The organism is Mycobacterium angelicum, from assembly GCF_002086155.1.
Classification (GTDB): Bacteria; Actinomycetota; Actinomycetes; order Mycobacteriales; family Mycobacteriaceae; genus Mycobacterium; species Mycobacterium angelicum.
Window position 1 is genome coordinate 47,535 of the sequence record NZ_MVHE01000011.1, and the last position, 17,342, is coordinate 64,876.

At 65.1% G+C, this 17,342-nt stretch carries 16 protein-coding genes; 11 read left to right on the forward strand and 5 right to left on the reverse strand.

Annotated elements, in window-relative coordinates:
- The first annotated feature begins 67 nt into the window (after nucleotides 1–67).
- Nucleotides 68–481 (forward strand): DUF5319 domain-containing protein, encoded by a 414-nt coding sequence (locus tag BST12_RS10065; RefSeq protein WP_065142871.1) that lies wholly within the window; start codon nucleotides 68–70, stop codon nucleotides 479–481.
- Between the two features lie 8 nt (nucleotides 482–489).
- Here the strand turns inward: BST12_RS10065 and BST12_RS10070 are convergent, their stop codons facing one another.
- The 3 genes from BST12_RS10070 to BST12_RS10080 form a co-directional block, all read right to left on the reverse strand.
- Nucleotides 490–1,356, reverse strand: coding sequence for an anti-sigma-D factor RsdA (locus tag BST12_RS10070; RefSeq protein ID WP_083112964.1), 867 nt, complete (start codon nucleotides 1,354–1,356; stop codon nucleotides 490–492).
- Nucleotides 1,349–1,924, reverse strand: coding sequence for an ECF RNA polymerase sigma factor SigD (gene sigD / locus BST12_RS10075; RefSeq protein WP_083112965.1), 576 nt, complete (start codon nucleotides 1,922–1,924; stop codon nucleotides 1,349–1,351). Before sigD ends, BST12_RS10070 begins: the two co-directional genes overlap by 8 nt.
- Before the next feature lie 80 nt (nucleotides 1,925–2,004).
- Complete coding sequence (locus BST12_RS10080; protein ID WP_245850206.1) at nucleotides 2,005–2,814, reverse strand: hypothetical protein; 810 nt, start codon at nucleotides 2,812–2,814, stop codon at nucleotides 2,005–2,007.
- A 572-nt stretch (nucleotides 2,815–3,386) separates the two neighbouring features.
- Between BST12_RS10080 and BST12_RS32845 the strand changes: the two genes are divergently transcribed.
- The 4 genes from BST12_RS32845 to BST12_RS10100 all read left to right on the forward strand — a co-directional run bounded on the left by BST12_RS32845 (nucleotide 3,387) and on the right by BST12_RS10100 (nucleotide 6,861).
- The gene (locus tag BST12_RS32845; RefSeq protein ID WP_083112966.1) at nucleotides 3,387–4,625 is read left to right on the forward strand and encodes a PPE family protein; all 1,239 of its coding nucleotides are present in this window, start codon (nucleotides 3,387–3,389) and stop codon (nucleotides 4,623–4,625) included.
- Nucleotides 4,626–5,107: 482 nt separating this feature from the next.
- Entirely contained in the window at nucleotides 5,108–5,416 is a 309-nt protein-coding gene (locus tag BST12_RS10090; protein ID WP_083112967.1) for a WhiB family transcriptional regulator, read from the forward strand.
- Between the two features lie 157 nt (nucleotides 5,417–5,573).
- Nucleotides 5,574–5,993 (forward strand): hypothetical protein, encoded by a 420-nt coding sequence (locus BST12_RS10095; RefSeq protein WP_083112968.1) that lies wholly within the window; start codon nucleotides 5,574–5,576, stop codon nucleotides 5,991–5,993.
- A 130-nt stretch (nucleotides 5,994–6,123) separates the two neighbouring features.
- Nucleotides 6,124–6,861 (forward strand): superoxide dismutase family protein, encoded by a 738-nt coding sequence (locus tag BST12_RS10100; RefSeq protein WP_372511099.1) that lies wholly within the window; start codon nucleotides 6,124–6,126, stop codon nucleotides 6,859–6,861.
- A gap of 59 nt (nucleotides 6,862–6,920) precedes the next feature.
- Here the strand turns inward: BST12_RS10100 and BST12_RS10105 are convergent, their stop codons facing one another.
- Nucleotides 6,921–8,576 carry an amidohydrolase gene (locus BST12_RS10105; protein WP_083112970.1) on the reverse strand — a complete coding sequence of 552 codons (1,656 nt, stop codon included), beginning with the start codon at nucleotides 8,574–8,576 and terminating at the stop codon, nucleotides 6,921–6,923.
- A 242-nt stretch (nucleotides 8,577–8,818) separates the two neighbouring features.
- Here BST12_RS10105 and BST12_RS10110 point away from each other — a divergent pair, with 242 nt between their 5' ends.
- Nucleotides 8,819–10,597, forward strand: a complete 1,779-nt coding sequence (locus tag BST12_RS10110) for an N-acyl-D-amino-acid deacylase family protein (protein ID WP_083112971.1) — start codon at nucleotides 8,819–8,821, stop codon at nucleotides 10,595–10,597.
- A 41-nt stretch (nucleotides 10,598–10,638) separates the two neighbouring features.
- Here BST12_RS10110 and BST12_RS10115 read toward each other — a convergent pair whose 3' ends face one another.
- The gene (locus BST12_RS10115) at nucleotides 10,639–11,850 is read right to left on the reverse strand and encodes an Rv1453 family transcriptional regulator (protein WP_083112972.1); all 1,212 of its coding nucleotides are present in this window, start codon (nucleotides 11,848–11,850) and stop codon (nucleotides 10,639–10,641) included.
- A gap of 138 nt (nucleotides 11,851–11,988) precedes the next feature.
- On the opposite strand from BST12_RS10115, the gene BST12_RS10120 reads away from it, so the two are divergent.
- From BST12_RS10120 to BST12_RS10140, 5 genes are all read left to right on the forward strand, one after another.
- Nucleotides 11,989–13,233 carry an aminotransferase class I/II-fold pyridoxal phosphate-dependent enzyme gene (locus tag BST12_RS10120; protein ID WP_083112973.1) on the forward strand — a complete coding sequence of 415 codons (1,245 nt, stop codon included), beginning with the start codon at nucleotides 11,989–11,991 and terminating at the stop codon, nucleotides 13,231–13,233.
- Between the two features lie 90 nt (nucleotides 13,234–13,323).
- Nucleotides 13,324–14,211: a glycosyltransferase family 2 protein gene (locus BST12_RS10125; RefSeq protein WP_170062093.1), complete on the forward strand. Its 888-nt coding sequence runs from the start codon at nucleotides 13,324–13,326 to the stop codon at nucleotides 14,209–14,211.
- Nucleotides 14,212–14,322: 111 nt separating this feature from the next.
- Nucleotides 14,323–14,622 (forward strand): PE family protein, encoded by a 300-nt coding sequence (locus tag BST12_RS10130; protein ID WP_083112975.1) that lies wholly within the window; start codon nucleotides 14,323–14,325, stop codon nucleotides 14,620–14,622.
- A 14-nt stretch (nucleotides 14,623–14,636) separates the two neighbouring features.
- On the forward strand, nucleotides 14,637–15,746 hold the full coding sequence (locus tag BST12_RS10135) for a PPE family protein (RefSeq protein ID WP_083112976.1): 1,110 nt from the start codon (nucleotides 14,637–14,639) through the stop codon (nucleotides 15,744–15,746).
- Between the two features lie 37 nt (nucleotides 15,747–15,783).
- Nucleotides 15,784–17,328 carry an MFS transporter gene (locus tag BST12_RS10140; protein WP_170062094.1) on the forward strand — a complete coding sequence of 515 codons (1,545 nt, stop codon included), beginning with the start codon at nucleotides 15,784–15,786 and terminating at the stop codon, nucleotides 17,326–17,328.
- Nucleotides 17,329–17,342 lie beyond the last annotated feature (14 nt).

Genomic DNA, 17,342 nt, shown 5'->3' on the forward strand with positions numbered 1-17,342 from the left:
CCGACGCGCAGCGTGCGGCGATCTCAATTTCTGGCATTATCGCTGTCCGCTTGCGTACTGTAGAGGGGTGCGCGACCACCTCCCCCCGGGTTTGCCACCCGACCCCTTTGCCGACGACCCCTGTGACCCGTCGGCGGCGCTGGAGGCCGTCGAGCCGGGCCAGCCGCTGGATCAGCAGGAGCGGATGGCCGTCGAAGCCGACCTGGCCGACTTGGCCGTGTACGAAGCTTTATTGGCGCACAAGGGAATTCGCGGTCTGGTGGTGTGCTGCGACGAGTGCCAGCAAGACCACTATCACGACTGGGACATGTTGCGCGCCAACCTGTTGCAGCTGCTGATCGACGGCACGGTGCGCCCGCACGAGCCGGCGTACGACCCGGAGCCGGATGCCTACGTCACGTGGGACTACTGCCGCGGGTACGCGGATGCCTCGCTCAACGAAGCGACGTCGGACGCAGACGGATTCCGCCGCCACCTCTGAGAAACCCGCTAGGCGGGCGGCGCTGCGGGAAGCGTCGTCGCCGGCGGCGACGCGACGGCTGAAGTAGGCGAAGTAGGCGTGACCTTGGGCGCGGTTGACGACGCGCTCGGCTTCGACTTCTTGGTTCGGGTGGTAGTCGTCGTCGGGCTCGCGGTCGGGCTCGTAGTCATAGCCGGGCTGGTGGTGGGTGCCGGACTCGTGGTGCTGGGTGTGGCGGCCCTTGGCGACGTCGAGGCCGGAATGGGCGCCGACGACGTGACCTCGCTGGCCGGCGCGGGGGCTGCGGCGTGCGGGTCGCGCTTTTCCACCTTGGTGTTGAGCTGATTCACCTCGGCCAGCAGGTCCTGGCGGCGGCTGCCGTCGTTGACGGCCTGCAGGGTGCTGCTGACCTCGGCCAGCTGCGTCTGCGCCTGGCTCCACTGGCCCTGGGCGATCATCTGCTCGACCTTGGCCAGATCGGCCTTGGCGGACAACACGATCTGATCGTCGTTGACCCGTGGTTCGTCGAACATCATCTTGTGCAGGCCATACAGCGCATCCCCCGGGCGTGCGTCGGCCACGACAGCGCCGAACCCGCTGAGCGCCAACAGCGTCGCGGCCACCGACCCCACCGCGGCCAGGCCGCGGCGCGCGCGCCGGCGCTCGGTCATCCCGGCGATCAGCGCCTCGGTGGCCTCGTCCTGGGAGACCAATGCGCTGGCCGGCGGCCAGCGCAGATCGTCACGCCAATCGCCCAGCAGGGCGGCCAGTGCATCGTCGTCAGGGTCGCTGAGACGGACGGCGGCGCGTTCGGCGAGGGCGTCGAGCAGCAGATCAGTGCGGGCAACCTCGTCCAGGCCGGGCTGATCGCCTAGGGCATAACCAAATTCACGCATAGTCACCTGCCGCAACGATTTCGTCTTTCAGTCGCTGTAGCGCGCGATGCTGGGCCACCCGAACGGCCCCGGTGGTGCTGCCGACGGCGGCTGCGGTCTCCTCGGCGGACAGCCCGACGACGACCCGCAGGATCAGGATCTCGCGTTGCTTGGCCGGCAGGATTTCGAGCAATTCGTTCATCCGGGTGACCGAGTCGGCCTCGATGGCCATCTGTTCCGGCCCCGCGTCGGCCGACCGGCGTTCGGGGACCTCCTCGGCGGGATAGGCCAGATCACGGCCGGCGGCCCGATGCGCGTCGGCAACCTTGTGTGCCGCGATGCCGTACAGGAAGGCCAGGAAGGGGCGTCCTCGGTCCCGGTAGCGTGGCAGTGCCGTTATGGTGGCCAAGCACACCTCCTGAGCCACGTCATCTGCTGACAGGCCACTCCGCTCGACGGTGCCGACTCGTGCGCGGCAATACCGCACGACGATCGGGCGGATGGTCTCCAGCACCTCCCGAAGCGCATTGCGGTCTCCAGCCACGGCTTCCGCAACCACAGCGTCGAGACGTTCCCCTTCAATTGTCATTGACGGCGGTCTCTCCAACGTTACGGTCCGGACACATCCCGGGCTAAGACACAGCTAGACAATAACGGCCGTACGGCGTTTCAAGCGGTACGCCAGGTTCCTCCGGCGCGCCGCACCTGGCCTGCGCAAATATCCCGAATTTCGGTGAGTTCGCGCACCTGTTGTGGCGCAACCGTGACGCTTCCGGTATCGATCAGCAAGCAAGCCAACGCCCAGCGCAGCGGTATCAGCCCATGACGGGCGGTGGCCGGCAGCGCGTGGCCGGCCACCGCCCGGGACCGCTCGACGGCGCCGGCGCTGCACAGCGCCGCCGCCAGCACCACCTCACTTTTGACCTGGTGGCGCACCGACGCGGTGGTCATGGCCGCCGCAAGTCCGGCCGCCTCCTCGGCATGGCGGACCGCGGTCGTCCCGTCGCCGCCGGCCATCGCCAGCTCCGCGGCCACCCAGCGCCTGCGCACGGCCAGCCGCTCCGACACGGGCAGCGCTTCCGCGCGAGCCAGCAGGGTCGCGGCCGCAGCAAGGCGGCCGACGCCCAGGGCGTCGGCCGCCAACCCGATCAGGGCATCGGCGGTTGCCTCGGGATCTCGTTCGGCCAGGCCCAGGGCCAGGGCACGACCGTCCCAGCCGCGCGCCAGCCGGTGCCAGCCCAGCTGGCGCAGAAACGATGCGTGGGTGCTGTAGGCCAGCGAGGCCAGTGGGCCCGTTTCGACGCGGCGACGCAGCAGCGCCAAATCGCTGTAGGCGCTGCCGTACCGGCCCTGTCCGCCGGCCGCGACGGCACGCAGCCACAGCTGTTGCGACGAGGTGGCCGTGGGCAGCGGCCAGGAACCCGGGCTGCTGCCGAAAGCGGCATCGAAAAGAGTCCCGGTGTTTGCAGTTTCACTCACAGAGATAGCCGTGTTTCCGCCCGATTCCCTTTTGCGCAATTACCGAGTGTTGGCAACAGCAGAGCCCTTCTACCACGGAATTACCCGAGTTGCTGATGTTTGGTCAATTCTCGCGAAGAAGGCCCCGGTTGGTCGCGATTATGGCATGCCGCAGCCGAACCCACGTGATCGCACCAGCCACGCACCCGGCCTCGTGCAACGCCGTCGTTAGCACGATTGTGCTGGGGCAATGGGCCAGTCGGCTAACGCCGTCGGCGGGATTGCCGTGGCGGCAGACGCGCGGCGGACCGGAATTTATGCGTTTTCCATGAAGTGGAAAAGACCAGACATTCGGCCGCGAATGGGCATAAAATTCTCCCTCGTCACAGTTCCTGAGTGACCGGTCGATCGCCGAGCGCTTCGATGAAAGGGCGTGGTGCGTGGTGTTGGTAGTGGTGGCACCGCGAGGGCGGCTAGAGGTGGCTGCGGTGAATCGGCGTGAACGGGGGTTCGGTAGGTAAATCCTCGAGGCCGTCAGCACGGTGGCGGTCAGGCCGGGAAGGCCGGCAGGAAGGCGCAGGAAGGCGGTTGTGATGAGTTTCTTGATGGCGGCGCCAGAGGTTAGCTCGGCGCAGATGTACAGCGGTGCAGGCTCGGCTCCGATGCTGACCGCCGCGGCCGCCTGGAACGGGTTGGCCGACGAGCTGGGTATGGCGGCGAGTTCCTTTTCATCGATGATTTCCGACCTGGTGGGTTCGGCGTGGCAGGGTCCGGCGTCGGCGGCCATGGCCGCGGTCGCCGGACCGTACGCGCACTGGCTCGACGCGGCCGCGACCCACGCAGGAGGCGCGGCCGTTGGCGCCACGACGGTGGCAACCGTCTTCGAACAGGCGCGAGCTGCCGTGGTGCATCCCCTCGCGATTGCAACCAATCGCAACCAGATGATCTCGCTGGTGGTCTCGAATGTGTTCGGCTTCAACGCCCCGGCGATCGCCTTCAAAGACGCTGAATACGAGGCGATGTGGGTGCAGGATGTGACCGCGATGATCGGCTATCACAGCGGAGCTTCGGCGGTGGCCGAGCAACTGGCGCCGTTACAGCAGGCGCTCAAAGCCCTGCCTGGTCAGGTTGCCGCCGCGGTGGGGGCCAGTCCGGCCGCGTTGGCGCCGGCCGCGGCTGCGGCAAACCCAGCGGCCACAGCGTTCGAGTACGGGCTGATCGCGGCCCTCGTCGGTACGCCTCTCGTCGTCGCCATCGGAAATCTCGAGACGACGGTTGCCCGCTCCGCCGCGGTCTTCACGCCTGCGGTCAAAGCGGCTATAGCTGGCATCACCAGCGCCACCGCGCCGGTGGTCGCGGCCGTGGAGCCGGTGGCCAAGGCCATCGCGGCCACCCCGATAGTGGCCGCGGCCACCGCGGCCATCGCGCCGGTGGCCGCTCAGGTCACCGCCGCGGTGAATGGCGTGGCCGACGTCGCGACGGCGACGGTCGGCCAGGTGAGCACCGCCGCGACCGGTGCTCTAACCGCGCTGGAGACCACGGCGTTGACCCAGCAGATCGCCCTGGTGACGGGCAATCCGGCGCTGTTGTCCAACTTCGTGCCGTTGCTGACGAGCAACCCGGCTTTGCTGTCCGGCGTGTATGGCTTCTTGGCCAGCAATCCGCAGTTGGTGGCCGGCCTGTTGGCCCAGGTGCAGAACAACCCGGCGCTGGCCGCCCAGATAATCGCGACGTTCAACCAGATACAGGCCAGCAACCCGGCATTGGCTGCCCAGTTGCTGAGTCTGGCAACACAGTTGGGGAACCAGCTGGGGATCGCCCCGGCGGCGTAGCTAGAGGCCGGCCTCCCGGCGCCGGCTCACGACAGCCGGGGCCGCAGCCGCGTGGCTCGGTACGGTTCCGTACTGAGTCGCGATTCGGAAGTGTGACGAGTTTCAATCACCGTGATAGCTGCGCCCACAATGGTAAAAAGTTTGTGCTTTCTGGGTTACCGAAATATTACTCACAGCCTTCTATGGGCTAATTACAGCTGGTTCACAGTACCCAGGTGACCTGGGAAAACCCGATAACGAAGGCGTGCGGTTAGCACACCTAGCCTTCGACGAATGGGCGACAGATGAACGCAAAGTTAATTCTCAAACAACGGCCCCGTATTTTGCCGGGAGAAGCGCCTATTGACGGAAATTCGGCGGCACCCCTAGCGTCTACCGTTGACGGGTAGTCATCGGTGACACCACTCCATTTCAGTTGCACAACTCGCGCGTTCGCGAACCTGACCTCCACTTAGGTGTGCCGTGTAGAGAGGGAATCAGCAATGCCACAGCCAGAGCAGCTACCTGGGCCCAACGCCGACGTCTGGAACTGGCAATTGCAGGGCCTGTGCCGCGGGCTCGACTCATCGATGTTCTTCCATCCCGACGGCGAGCGTGGCCGTGCCCGCATGCAACGCGAACAGCGCGCCAAGGAGATGTGCCGCCGCTGCCCGGTGATGCAGGAGTGCCGGTCCCACGCGCTGGATGTCGCCGAGCCCTACGGCGTTTGGGGCGGCCTGTCGGAATCCGAGCGCGACCTCCTGCTCAAGGGCAGCCTGGCACGCACTCGCGGTATCCCTCGTTCGGCCTAGTTCGCCGCGGCGGCCGCCGCACACTTTTGCACCATTCTTCGGTTGTAGTGGTCTGTTCTGACCCTTGGGCCGCGTTCCTGCGGCCCGGATCATTAATGACACCTGGTCAGCACGGGGATCACCCCGCAACGACAGACCACGAACCGAAAGGCCCGAAATGACGAATTTTCTGCCGCGCTGCGGTGCCGTCGCTGCGTTCGCTGTTGCGTTAGGCGTCATGCCGGTGGTCGGACTCGGCGCACCAGCGATCAGCCGGGCCGACCCAATCTGCCCCCCGGGCCAGGTCTGGAACGACCAGTTACAGCAATGCATGCTCGGTCCGGCCGCGCCTCCGACACCCATCGGCCCGCCCGAACCCGGTACCCCGGGCGGCGTGTATGGACCCGGCGGCTGGGGTGGGCCCGGTGGACCGGGCGGGCCTCCGGCGCCCGGTGAACCGTACGGACCATACGGACCCCAATCGGGTGCGCCCGGAACCCCCGGCGGCATCGGTTCACCGGGCCAGATCGGTGGCATCGGTGGACCCGGTGGATTCGGTGGTCCACACATGGGCGGCGGCGGAATGGGCCGGCTCTAGTCGTCTCTAGTGGCCGGCCTGCCGCGCCACTGCAGCAGCATCAGCACCGCTGAGTCCGCGGCGCGACACCGCGAATTCCGCAGCGTTTGATACTTGCCAATTCGGGTAGGTTGGGCCCATGAAAAAGGGCGTGAAAAGGCAAGCAGCCGTTGCCGTCGCGGCGCTTACCGCGGCCGTCGCGCCGTTGGGCGCCTGCACCAACCAACAGGCCGGCGAGCCGAGTACGTCACCAAGCAGCAGTGGGCAGCCCGGCGCGGACCGGACGACCACGCAGTTGAAGAGCTCCGACGGGATCGTGATCGCCAGCGCCACAATCGATTTCACCAACGGCTATGCGACGGTGAGCGTGGAGGCCGGTCCGAACCCGGTCCTGCGGCCGGGCTTCCACGGCCTGCAAATCCACTCGGTGGGCAAATGCGATACCGACGATTTCGACTCCGCCGGAGGCGTCTACCAGGCGCCCGGTCACACCGGCTATCCCGCCAGCGGCGAGCTGACCGCATTGCAGGTGCGCAATGACGGCTCGGCAAAACTCATCACCACCAGCAACTTGTTCACCGCGGCGGACCTACGAGAAAACCCGGGCACCGCACTGGTCATCCACGAGAACGCGGACTACCTGGGCACCAGCCCGGCCGGTGAGTCGAGCAAGCGGCTGGCCTGCGGGGTGATTGCCGCGGGAACCGCGACGACGACCTCGTCCACCACGGCGTCAACGACCGTCACCACGATCACCGTGCCGCCGCCATCGATCAGTACGAGCACGAGCACCGTCACGGTCACCAGCGTTCCCGCCGTCACGTCCACGCCGACGACGACACCGTCCAAAGCCGTGACGACCCCGCCCAGCCTCCCGCCCGGCGGCTGACCCGGTTGGCCATCCTCGGTGGTGGCGGTGATCAAGGCGCGTGGCCGTAGCGGCCAGCATCAAACCGGTAGTGCGACCGGTCTGCGATAGATCGTGCGCCCCTTTTTGATCGTCTCGACCACCGCGATGTCTTTGATCAGCATCGGGTCCACGGTCAGCGGGTTGGCGTCCAGGATGACCAGGTCGGCGAGTTTGCCTACCGTGATCGAGCCCTTGGACAGCTCCTCGCCGTACTGATATGCGGCATTGATCGTGATCGCCTCAAGCGCTTCCAGCGCGGTGACGCGCTGATCGGCACCGATGACCTCGCCGCTTCGCGAGACGCGATTGACCGCGGTCCACACTACGAACATCTGGTCCAGCGGTGTGACGTTGAAGTCAGTGTGATTGGTCGGGCGCAGGCCGCTGTCGATGGCGGCCCGCATCGGGCTGAGGAAATGGGCCTGCTCCTTGCCTCGCATACGGGTATGCGTGTCGGCGAAGTAGAAGGCGTGCTCGGTGAACAGCGAGGGAATCAGCTTGTATTCGACGTATTTGGCAAGCTGGTCACGCCGTACGAATTGGGAATGAATAACCGTGGTGTGGCGGTCTTTGGTCAGATCGCCGGCCGCGGCGAATTCGTGTGCGGCCAGCAGCGCGTCAATGGCGGCATCACCGTTGGCGTGGACGTTCAGCGGCAGGCCTAGATCGTAGACACGCTTGAACCAGGAGTTGACGGTTTCTTGCGGGAAGCCGAGTTCTCCCGTCCAGTTGCGCTCGCCGCCGGGTCCGTCGACCAGGTACGGGGTGGTGAAGTACGCCGTGCGCCCCTGCGGCGATCCGTCCAGGGTGATCTTCACGCCACCTAGCTTGACGCCGTTGCGGTAGGTCCCGAAGTTCTCCGGCGGGTTTTCCTGAAGGACCGCATCAAGGTCGAGGATGAACGGGTACGCGACGACGTCGATCAGATCGGCGCCTCCGGCGGCCGCTCGCTGCAGCAGGGCAATGTCGGCCGCGTGGGTCAACCCTTCGTGGGCGGTGGTGATGCCAGCCGCGGCGTACAGCCGTTGACCGGCGATACTCCACTCGACCTCTTGCTCCGGGGTGGGCTTGGGCAGCGCGCCGAAGATCGGCAGGAACGCGGTTTCCATGACCAGCCCGTCGGGTTCATTCGACCCTTCCTTGCGCACGATCACGCCGCCCGGCGGTGTCACGGTGTCCGCCGAGATGCCGAACTTGTCCAGCGCCGCCGAATTGAGCACCGCCCCGTGCAGCGACACATGCCCGACCAATACCGGATTGTCCGGGAAGTCCCGGTCGAGGTCCTCTCGATGCAGCGTGCGCCCCCCGGGCATGACCGTTTCGTCGTAGCCGTAGCCGATGATGAGCTCGCCCGCACCGATGTCGCGGGTGTCGCGGAAGTTCTTCAGCTCGGCGACGATGGCGTCGACATCTGCGCCGGGGCCGGCCGGAGGCGCGAACACATTGACCTGGTTGGCCACCGTGAGCGCGTTGATGTAGTGGCTGTGCGGGTCGATGAAGCCGGGCAGCAGGGTCTTGCCATCCAGGTCTACCTGGCGCGTCACTGGCCCCTGGTATCGGGCCACCACCTCGGCGCGAGTCCCGACGGCGACAATGCGGCCATTCTTGATCGCGACCGCCTCGGCCGTTGGTCGCTCGTCGTCGATGGTGACAATGTCACCGTTGAGATAGATTGCGTCGGCGTCGCCGGTCATCAGGCCTCCTACATCGAATTATCTTGGCACGCAAGCGATTACCCGGCCAGATCCGGCTGAGAAGCTGGTGCATTTGCGGTCAGCTTACCCACCCGCCGTCGGCCACCGCTGCACACTTTTGCACCATTTGCTGCGCCTAATGGGATTATTCGCCCCTTGGGCTCCCGGGGCCGCGGCTTGGATCATTTGTCGCACAGGGTCGTCAGCGCGATCGCCGGGACCCGAACTTAAGGAGCCCGCCAATGAGCAACACCGCAAGCAAGCCCGCCCCACGAGTCTTGATCCGGCGTGGGCTGGTTTTCGACGGGAGCGGATCGCCGGGCGCCATCGGTGACGTCGCGATTGCCGACGGGGCGGTGACCGCGGTGTCCGCGCGGCCGCTGAATCCCGCCGACTACGACGAGGTGATCGACGCCGACGGAAAATGGGTCACGCCTGGCTTTTTGGAGATCCACTCGCACTACGACGCCGAAATCGTCACCGCCCCTGGGCTGCCGGAATCGGTGCGCCATGGGGTGACGACCGTGGTCATCGGCAACTGCTCGCTGAGCATGGTCACTGTGGACGCCGACGATTCGGCGGACCTGTTCGCCCGAGTGGAGGCGATCCCGCATTCAGGCATCAAGACAATCTTGCAGCAGGACAAGACCTGGAGCACCCCCGGCGAATACCGCCAATGGCTGCAGCAGCAGCCGCTGGGCCCCAACGTCGCGGCCATGTTGGGTCACAGCGATCTGCGCGTCGGGGTGCTGGGCCTAAAGACCGCGACCGACAAGCACTTTCGGCCCAGCGACTCACAGATAGCGACCATGGAACGCATCCTCGACGACGCGCTCGACGAAGGTTTCCTCGGGTTGTCGACCATGACCACCCGTCGGGACAAGCTCGCTGGTGACCGGGCTTGGGCGGAACCGTTGCCATCGACGTTCGCACGGTGGCGCGAGTACCGGCGCTTGCACAAGCGGCTGCGCCGGCGCGGCCGGATCCTGCAGAGCGCCCCCAACGCCGAAACTCAGGTCAACGTCTTGGCATTCGCGCTGACCGCGGCCGGAATCGGCCGTAGGCCGCTGCGCACCAGCCTCCTGACCGCGCTGGACTTCAAGTCCAACCCCTTGCTACACCGGGTGTCGCGGCTGCTGGCATTTCTCACCAACCGAATACTCAACGGCGACTTACGGTTTCAGGCGCTGCCCGGCCCGATGACGATATTCTGCGACGGGGTGGACTTCGCTGCGTTCGAGGAGTTCAGCAGCGGCGTCACGCTGCGCAACCTGCGCACCGCCGACGACCAGTTCGCGCTGCTGCAAGACCCGCAATTCCGCGCCCAATTCATCAAAGACATGGGCGGATTCATGATGACCGGCCTGTGGAACCGCCGTTTCGACGATGCCGTCATCATCGATTGCCCCGATGCGTCGGTGGTGGGTCGCAACTTCGAAGACCTCAGCCGCGAACGGGGCCAACACCCTGCCGAAGTTTTCCTCGATCTGGCCGCAACCTGGCGGGACAAGTTGCGGTGGTACACCGTGGTGGGCAATCACCGTCCCGACATCGTGGTGAAACTGCTGGCCAGCCCCGGCACCCAGGTCGGATTCGCCGACTCCGGGGCGCACCTGCGCAGCCTGGCCAACTACAACTTCGGGATGCGCGCGTTGACACTGGCCAAGCGAGCCGAGCGGTCCGCCCGTCCGAAGATCACCGTCGGCGAGATGGTGCGCAAGCTGACCTCCGATCTGGCTGACTGGTGGGGTGTCGAGGCGGGCCGCATCGGCGTCGGTAGCCGCGCTGACGTAGTGGTGATCAATCCCGACGGTCTCACCGACCAGGTATTCGAGACCACCGAGGCGCCCGCCCCCGACGCCTTCGGCGTCGACCGTGTGGTCAACCGCAACGACGACGCCGTGGACGCCGTGCTCATCAACGGCCGTGTCGCCTACACCCGAACATCGGGATACGCAGAGGATCTCGGGCAAACAAAGGGGTTCGGAAGCTTTCTGCCAGCCATCCACCACAGCGGATGATTCCAAACGGAGGTCCGGGACTTCCGAGACTTTAGGCAACCCTAGGCGATTGACTTGCCCCGCCACTGCAACGCCTCAAGTGCGATGGCGACATGCACGCTGCTGTCCGCGAGCGGTCGCGGGAGCAGCTGCTGAGCGCGGTCGAGCCGGCGCAGCAGGGTGTTGCGGTGTGTGTAGAGCAGTTTGGTGGTGCGCCCGATGCTGCATTGTTGGTTGACGAACGTCAGCACGGTGTTGTGCAGCTCCGGGCTCGCCGACTCAAACCGGCCTAACGTGTTCTTGATGAAATCGTCTGCGGCTTCCGGGTTTTGGGTGATCAGAGCGATCAGCTGAACCTCGGCGAAAAATGCCACCTGCTGAACAGACCGTAACGCGGCCACCATGCGCTGCGCGGTGAGGGCCTCTAGGTGGCTGCGCCGGAACCCTTCAATTCCTTTGGCCGGGGTTCCGATGGCGATCCGTGCCCCGGGAGCGTCTTTGACCGCCCGGTGAATCCGCTCGACGTCGAGGGTTGCGTCGGCCACCCATACCCAACGGGTGGCGGCACTGGCGACGACGGTCAGTGGCCGGGCAAACCCAGCGGCGTGACCGAACGATTCGGCGAGCTGATCGAGCTGGCTCACGTCGCCGTCGGGCTCGGGACTCCAGACAACGGCGGCTGTGTGGTTGCGGTTGAGGGCGTAGCCCAATCGCGCTTCGGCGCGCTGCCGACTGATCGGGGCGCCTTCGAGGATCAGAGCAGTGACTTCGCGACGTTCGGCGTGGGTACCGCGGACCAATTCGTCGCGTTCCCGCTCCATCTGGGCCGCGATGCCGGCCGCCGTTGCATCGATGAAGTCGCTGATCGACCGGAACGACACGTCGAGCAGTTCGCGCAGTTCGTCGGGATCAGACGTCAGATCAAAGGCGGTATCCATCCAGAGCCGCCAGCCCACGGTCTGGGCCGGACGGAAAGTGAACGGCGCCAGGCCGCGGCGCGCCATGTCGCGGGCGATGCTGAGCGGCTCGGGCCCCAGATTGGCCGGCACCGGGGCCCCGGGATTACTGACATTCGCCGCGGCCCAGTGCATCAGGCTCGACTGGATGCTGCGACGGGTGGCCGCCGCCAATACGGGATCCTCGGCGATGGACGGGTTGGCCGCCATCGTGTCCCGGTCGTATTCGTCAAGCCACTCCTGAGGAGTGTTGAGGACGATCCGCGCTCCCTGCCGGATCAGCTCACACACCTGCGGCGACGGTCTTTGCCATACCACCCACTCACCCTAAACCGGCGGTGCACACTTTCGCACCATTTTCCGGCCTGATTGGTAGGTTCAGCCCCTTGGGCCGCAGCGGCGCGATAACGATCATGGATGACAGATCGTCGGCAGCCATAGGCGTCTGCTGCGGTGATGAGCAACTTGCCGGGAATGGTCACGACGCCGCATGCGCATTGTGATGGCGGCCGCCCCGCAACCGAAACCTATTCCCGGCCGCCGCCGAGCATTCCAATGGGGAAAATGAACACCACCTCACTTCCGCCACACCGGTCCGGCGGTTTCACAAACCCGCCGGACCGGTCTCGAACACTGACCCTGCCCTTGCCGGCGGCTCCACTCGGATATGGCGGGATCGAGTTGCACTGCCCGGTTAACCCGTATCCGTTAGCACCGCACATCCAGAACGCGGTTATCGAAGCAGTCAGAGTACAAATCGCGACCATCAACACCTACCCCGACCTCGACGCGACAGCGTTACGGAAGAAATTGGCCGAATACATCTGCAATCGCGAGCGTACCGACGTGACGGCTGAAAACATCTGTGTAGCCAATGGTTGCAACGAAATGCTGCACCAGATATTTCGGACGTTCGCCGGGCCAGGCAAGACCGCACTGGGTCTAGAACCATCGTACACATATTTTCGGGTAATCGCCGAAGCGACAGGGACACAATGGATGAGTGTGCCGTCGCGCGCTTTTCCACATCGTGACATCGACACGGCCATTACCGCGATAGAAAAGCAACAACCGGATGTCGTGGTTATCCAAAGCCCGAACAATCCCACTGGCGACAGTATTAGCCCGGACATTTTCGAGGAAGTGCTGTGTCGCATGGGTTCGGGCATACTCGTCATCGACGAGGCATTCATCGAAATGTCGACAGTAGACAGTGCGTTACAGCTCATACGCCGCCACCCAGAGAAGGTTGCGATCTGCCGCACCTTGAGCACGGCGCTTACTTTTGCCGGTGGCAGATTGGGCTACATGATTGCCGCGCCGAACGTTATTAATGCGCTGCTTGCAACGAGACTTCCCCATTTCGTGCCATCGATAACACAAGCCGCAGCAGCTGTGATCATCGCTCGCGCCGACGAGATTCTGGTAAGAGTCCCCGAACTTCTGCTGGAGCGTGACCGGATGGTCACCTATCTTCGGTTCGAAGGATTCGACATTCCGCACAGCGACACGAACTTCTTCCTTATCGGACAGTTCGAAGACACACGCGCAGTCTGGGAGACCTATGCAAGTGCGGGGATCTTGTTAGGCGACATCGGTTTACCACACTACCTACAAGTTTCACCTGGATTGCCTCATGAAAATGACCAATTCCTGGAAACCACCAGTAGTTTGATCTGTCGCCGCAAAATTATCGTCTAGTTGGGAAATGTCGTGAACGCTACGTTGTCCGCATTGCGACGTCCGTACACCCGGAAAATTCGGTCCACCGTCATATCACGGATACCGAGTGTGGCAATTGTTATCCCGGCTTACAATGAGGAGCGCTTTATTGGCAGATGTCTGGAATCATGCGTCACTCAGACATCCAGGCCTGACGAGATAATAATCGTGAACAACAAATCGACCGACGATACCGTGGCGGTAGTGCGCCGGTTCCAAGAATTAAACCCTCAGCTAAACATTCGCCTGCTTGAGCAGAATGAGCATCAAGGGCTCATCCCGACGCGCAACCGTGGATTCGACCACGCGCGCAGCGATGTCATCGGCCGCATCGACGCTGATACTCGCATCGCCAGTGACTGGGTGGAGACGATTCGCAGCCGATTTGTCGACCCTGCCGTCGGCGCGGCAACCGGCCCGGTTTTTTACTACGACATGCCCCTGCGCAGGGTGGGTTTCTGGGGAGACCACCGCATTCGCAGCTACTTACAGCGCCACTCAACAGATCAGCGGTTTCTCCTCGGCGCCAACATGGCAATCCGGAACTCGGCGTGGCGGGCGATCCGTCATCTGGCCCATCTGGATGCCGAAGACCAACTGCACGAGGATATCGACCTTGCCCTGACCCTGTTCAAGACCGATTTCGAGATTGCCTACGAACCGGCAATGGTTGCTGGCATATCGGGCCGGCGGTTGGACTCCTCGGTGCGCGACTTTTACCGGTACATCACGCGGTATACCAGGACAACCAAGGCGCACGGCGTCACGAGCTGGACGGCGATGCTGGCGATGGTCATCCTGCTGCTGGTGTATCTGACGTTTCGGCCGGTGCGGTTCTTCTACGACGTCGACAACAATCGATTCACGTTGTCGAAGCTGCGCGCCAAGCGTCGCCAGGCACCCACATCGCGTTGCCGGCAAGTGCACATTTTTGCACCACCTGCTGGGTTTCATTGAGTGATTTCCGCCCTTGGGCGGCGGCGCTGCGGTCTCGATCATAAGAGCAGTTGGCCGGCACACGACCACTTCAGAGACCAGCTCACAAGTCAACTCAGAGGGAGTTAACCCATGTCTTTCGTGACTACTCAGCCGCGGGCGCTGGTGGCAGCGGCCGCAGATTTGCTGGGTATCGGCTCGGCGATGACCGCGCACAACGCGGTCGCGACGGCCACGACCACCGCGATCGTGCCACCCGCTGCCGACGAGGTGTCCTCGCTCATCGCGGCGCAGTTCGCGGCGCATGCCGCCCTGTACCAGGAGGTCAGCGCCTACGCTGCGGCCATCCACGACGAGTTGGTTACCACGCTGGGCAGCAGCTCCGCCTCGTATGCGGCCGCCGAGGCCGCCAACGCCGCAGCGGTCGGCTGAGCGGGAGTACAGCGGTGGACTACGGAATGTTGCCGCCGGAGATCAACTCCGCGCGCATGTATGCCGGGGCCGGCGCCGGGCCACTGCTCGGCGCGGCGGCGGCCTGGGATTGGCTATCCGCCGATCTGTACTGCACCGCCGCCAAGTGCTGGTCGACCGTCTCCGCGCTGGTCGGCGGGCCGTGGCAGGGTGCGGCATCGGTGGCGATGGCGGCCGCGGCCGCGCCCTACCTGGCGTGGCTGAACGTCACGGCCGGGCAGGCCGAGGAGACCGCCGGCCAGGCCAGGGCAGCCGCGGCCGCTTACCAGGCGGCGTTCGCGATGACGGTGCCACCGGCAGAGATCGCGGCCAATCGCACGCTGTTAATGGCATTGGTAGCGACCAACTACCTGGGCCAGAACACTCCGGCGATCGCGGCGACCGAGGCGCACTACGCCCTCATGTGGGCACAAGACGCCACCACAATGTATGGCTACGCCGGCACCGCGGCGGCCGCCACCCGATTGACCCCATTCACCGCGCCAACGCAGGTCGCGCACGCGGCCGGTCAATTGGCCGGCACCGCGGCGGCCACCAGCACCGCGGTGAGGTTGTCACAGCTGATTATCACGGTGCCGGGTTTGCTGAAGTTCGTCAGCACCCGTCCGATAGTCACCGGGGTGGTCACGATGGAAGAAGGGCTGATGACGCCCATGGAGGTCGGCGCGGGTAGTACGTCGGCGACGATGTCCATAACCTCGGTCCTGAGGTCGTTCGCGTCGGTGGGGCAGACCGCCGCCGAGGCTGTTGCGCCGTTGGCGTCCGCGACAACTAACTTTGGCCTCAAGATGCCGGGCTTGGGCAGGGGGATGGTATCGGCGAGTCTGGGTCGAGCCGGTTCGATCGGGGCGTTGTCGGTACCGCATAGTTGGGGCGCCGCAGCCCCGAGCGTCAGCCACGCCGCCGCGGCATTGCCGAACACCGGGCTGGCACCCAGTTCGCTGGCTGCTCCGGAAGCAGCCGCCCCCATGCTGGGCGGTCTGCCGCCGTTGAGCGCAGCCGCCGCTGCCGGTCAAAGCAGCGCCAGCCCAACCCGATACCGCGCTCCGCGTCGCATCGTGGTCGGCTCGCCCGCCGCCGGATAACCGGACCCTGCACATGTTACGACGGAGGAACACCCCCATGGCCCTGCTCGACGCACCAACCCAGTCGGCCGAAAACAAGCTGACGTTCGCCCAATGGATGATCGTGCTCCCCGTGGGTCTGGGCTTCGCCATCACCGGCGCCGACCCAGCCATCTTCTCCAGCAGCCTGGTGGCCGTGCGCGAGGGCCTGCACATGAGCACCGCTGCCGGCGGATTCGCCGCGAGTCTGGCCACACTGACCCTGGCCGCAACCATCCTGGGCGCCGGCACGCTGGGCGACATCTACGGCAAACGCCGGATGTATCTCCTGGGCCTGGTCGGCGTGATCGTCAGCGGCCTGCTCGCCGCGGCCTCACCCAACGCGATGATGCTGATGATCTCCCGTGCATTGACCGGTATCTGCTTCGCTTTTCTGCTGGGCCTTTCCCTGGCGATCGTCAACGCCGTCTTCCCGCCGGCGCAGCGAGGCAAAGCCATCAGCTTTTTCCTCGCGACGGCATTCTTGGCCGGGGCGCCGCTGCCATTGATCGGCAACGTTCTGGTCGAGTCGCTGGGGTGGCGCTGGGCGTTGGTCGTTGCCCCGGTCGCGGCATTGATCACCATCCCCATCACGCTGCGGTTCGTGCCCGAGACATTCCGCATCCAGGGCCGCCGAATCGACTACCCCGGTATCAGTGCAGCCGGTCTCATGCTGGTCAGCCTGGTCTACGGACTGTCCCGCCTCGCTCACGGTCTCGGGGAGGCCATGCCGCCGCTGCTGATCGGCCTGGTCGCCGGAGCCTTCTTCGTCTGGTGGGAACAACACACCGAGCAGCCGGCGCTGGACCTGCGAATCTTTCGGGCTGGACCGTTCAATGCCGCGGTCATCGCCGGACTGGCCTTCAACTTCCTGCTGGCCGGGCGCGTGCTGCTGCTGGGCTACTACACCGCCGTCGTCCGCGGGTTTTCACCGACGGTGCTGGGCCTACTGCTGGTGCTGGCCGCCGCCGTGCAAGCACCCGCCGCCGTACTGGGCGGTCGCATGATGATGCGTACCTCGGCGCGTACCACCATGCTGTGGGGCCTGGGACTGCTCACGCTGGCCAGCTGCATGTTCGCCACCTTCGGGGTGAGCACATCGCTACCGGTGATCGGCTTGGGGGTCGTGACGCTGAGCGTCGGCGTTGCCATGGTTGAGCCCCCGCAGGCCAGCATCATGATGAGCTACGCTCCGCCGGGGCTGGAAGGCTCGATATCGGCGGTCAAACCCGGCGTCGGCCAGTCCGCCTACTCTCTCGGGCCCACCATAGTCACCCTGCTGGCCAGCACTTTCTACACCGCACGAGCGCGGGAGCGGCTCGCCGGCGTTGGTATCTCTCCCGCTCAAGCGGCCAACGCTTTGGAGGCATCGCGCTCGAACGGCGGAGGCCATTTCGGCAGACTCGCCACACTCAACCCGGAGCTGGCGCATCGCGTTTTGGCAGATACCCAGGAGGTCATTGCCTCGGCACTGCGCGCCACCAGCCTGGCCATGGCACTGGTACCGCTGGCCGCCGCGGTCGCCGTCTGGCTACTCCTACCGCGCAGTGCGAGCAGGACCTAAGGCTCAGCAGAACC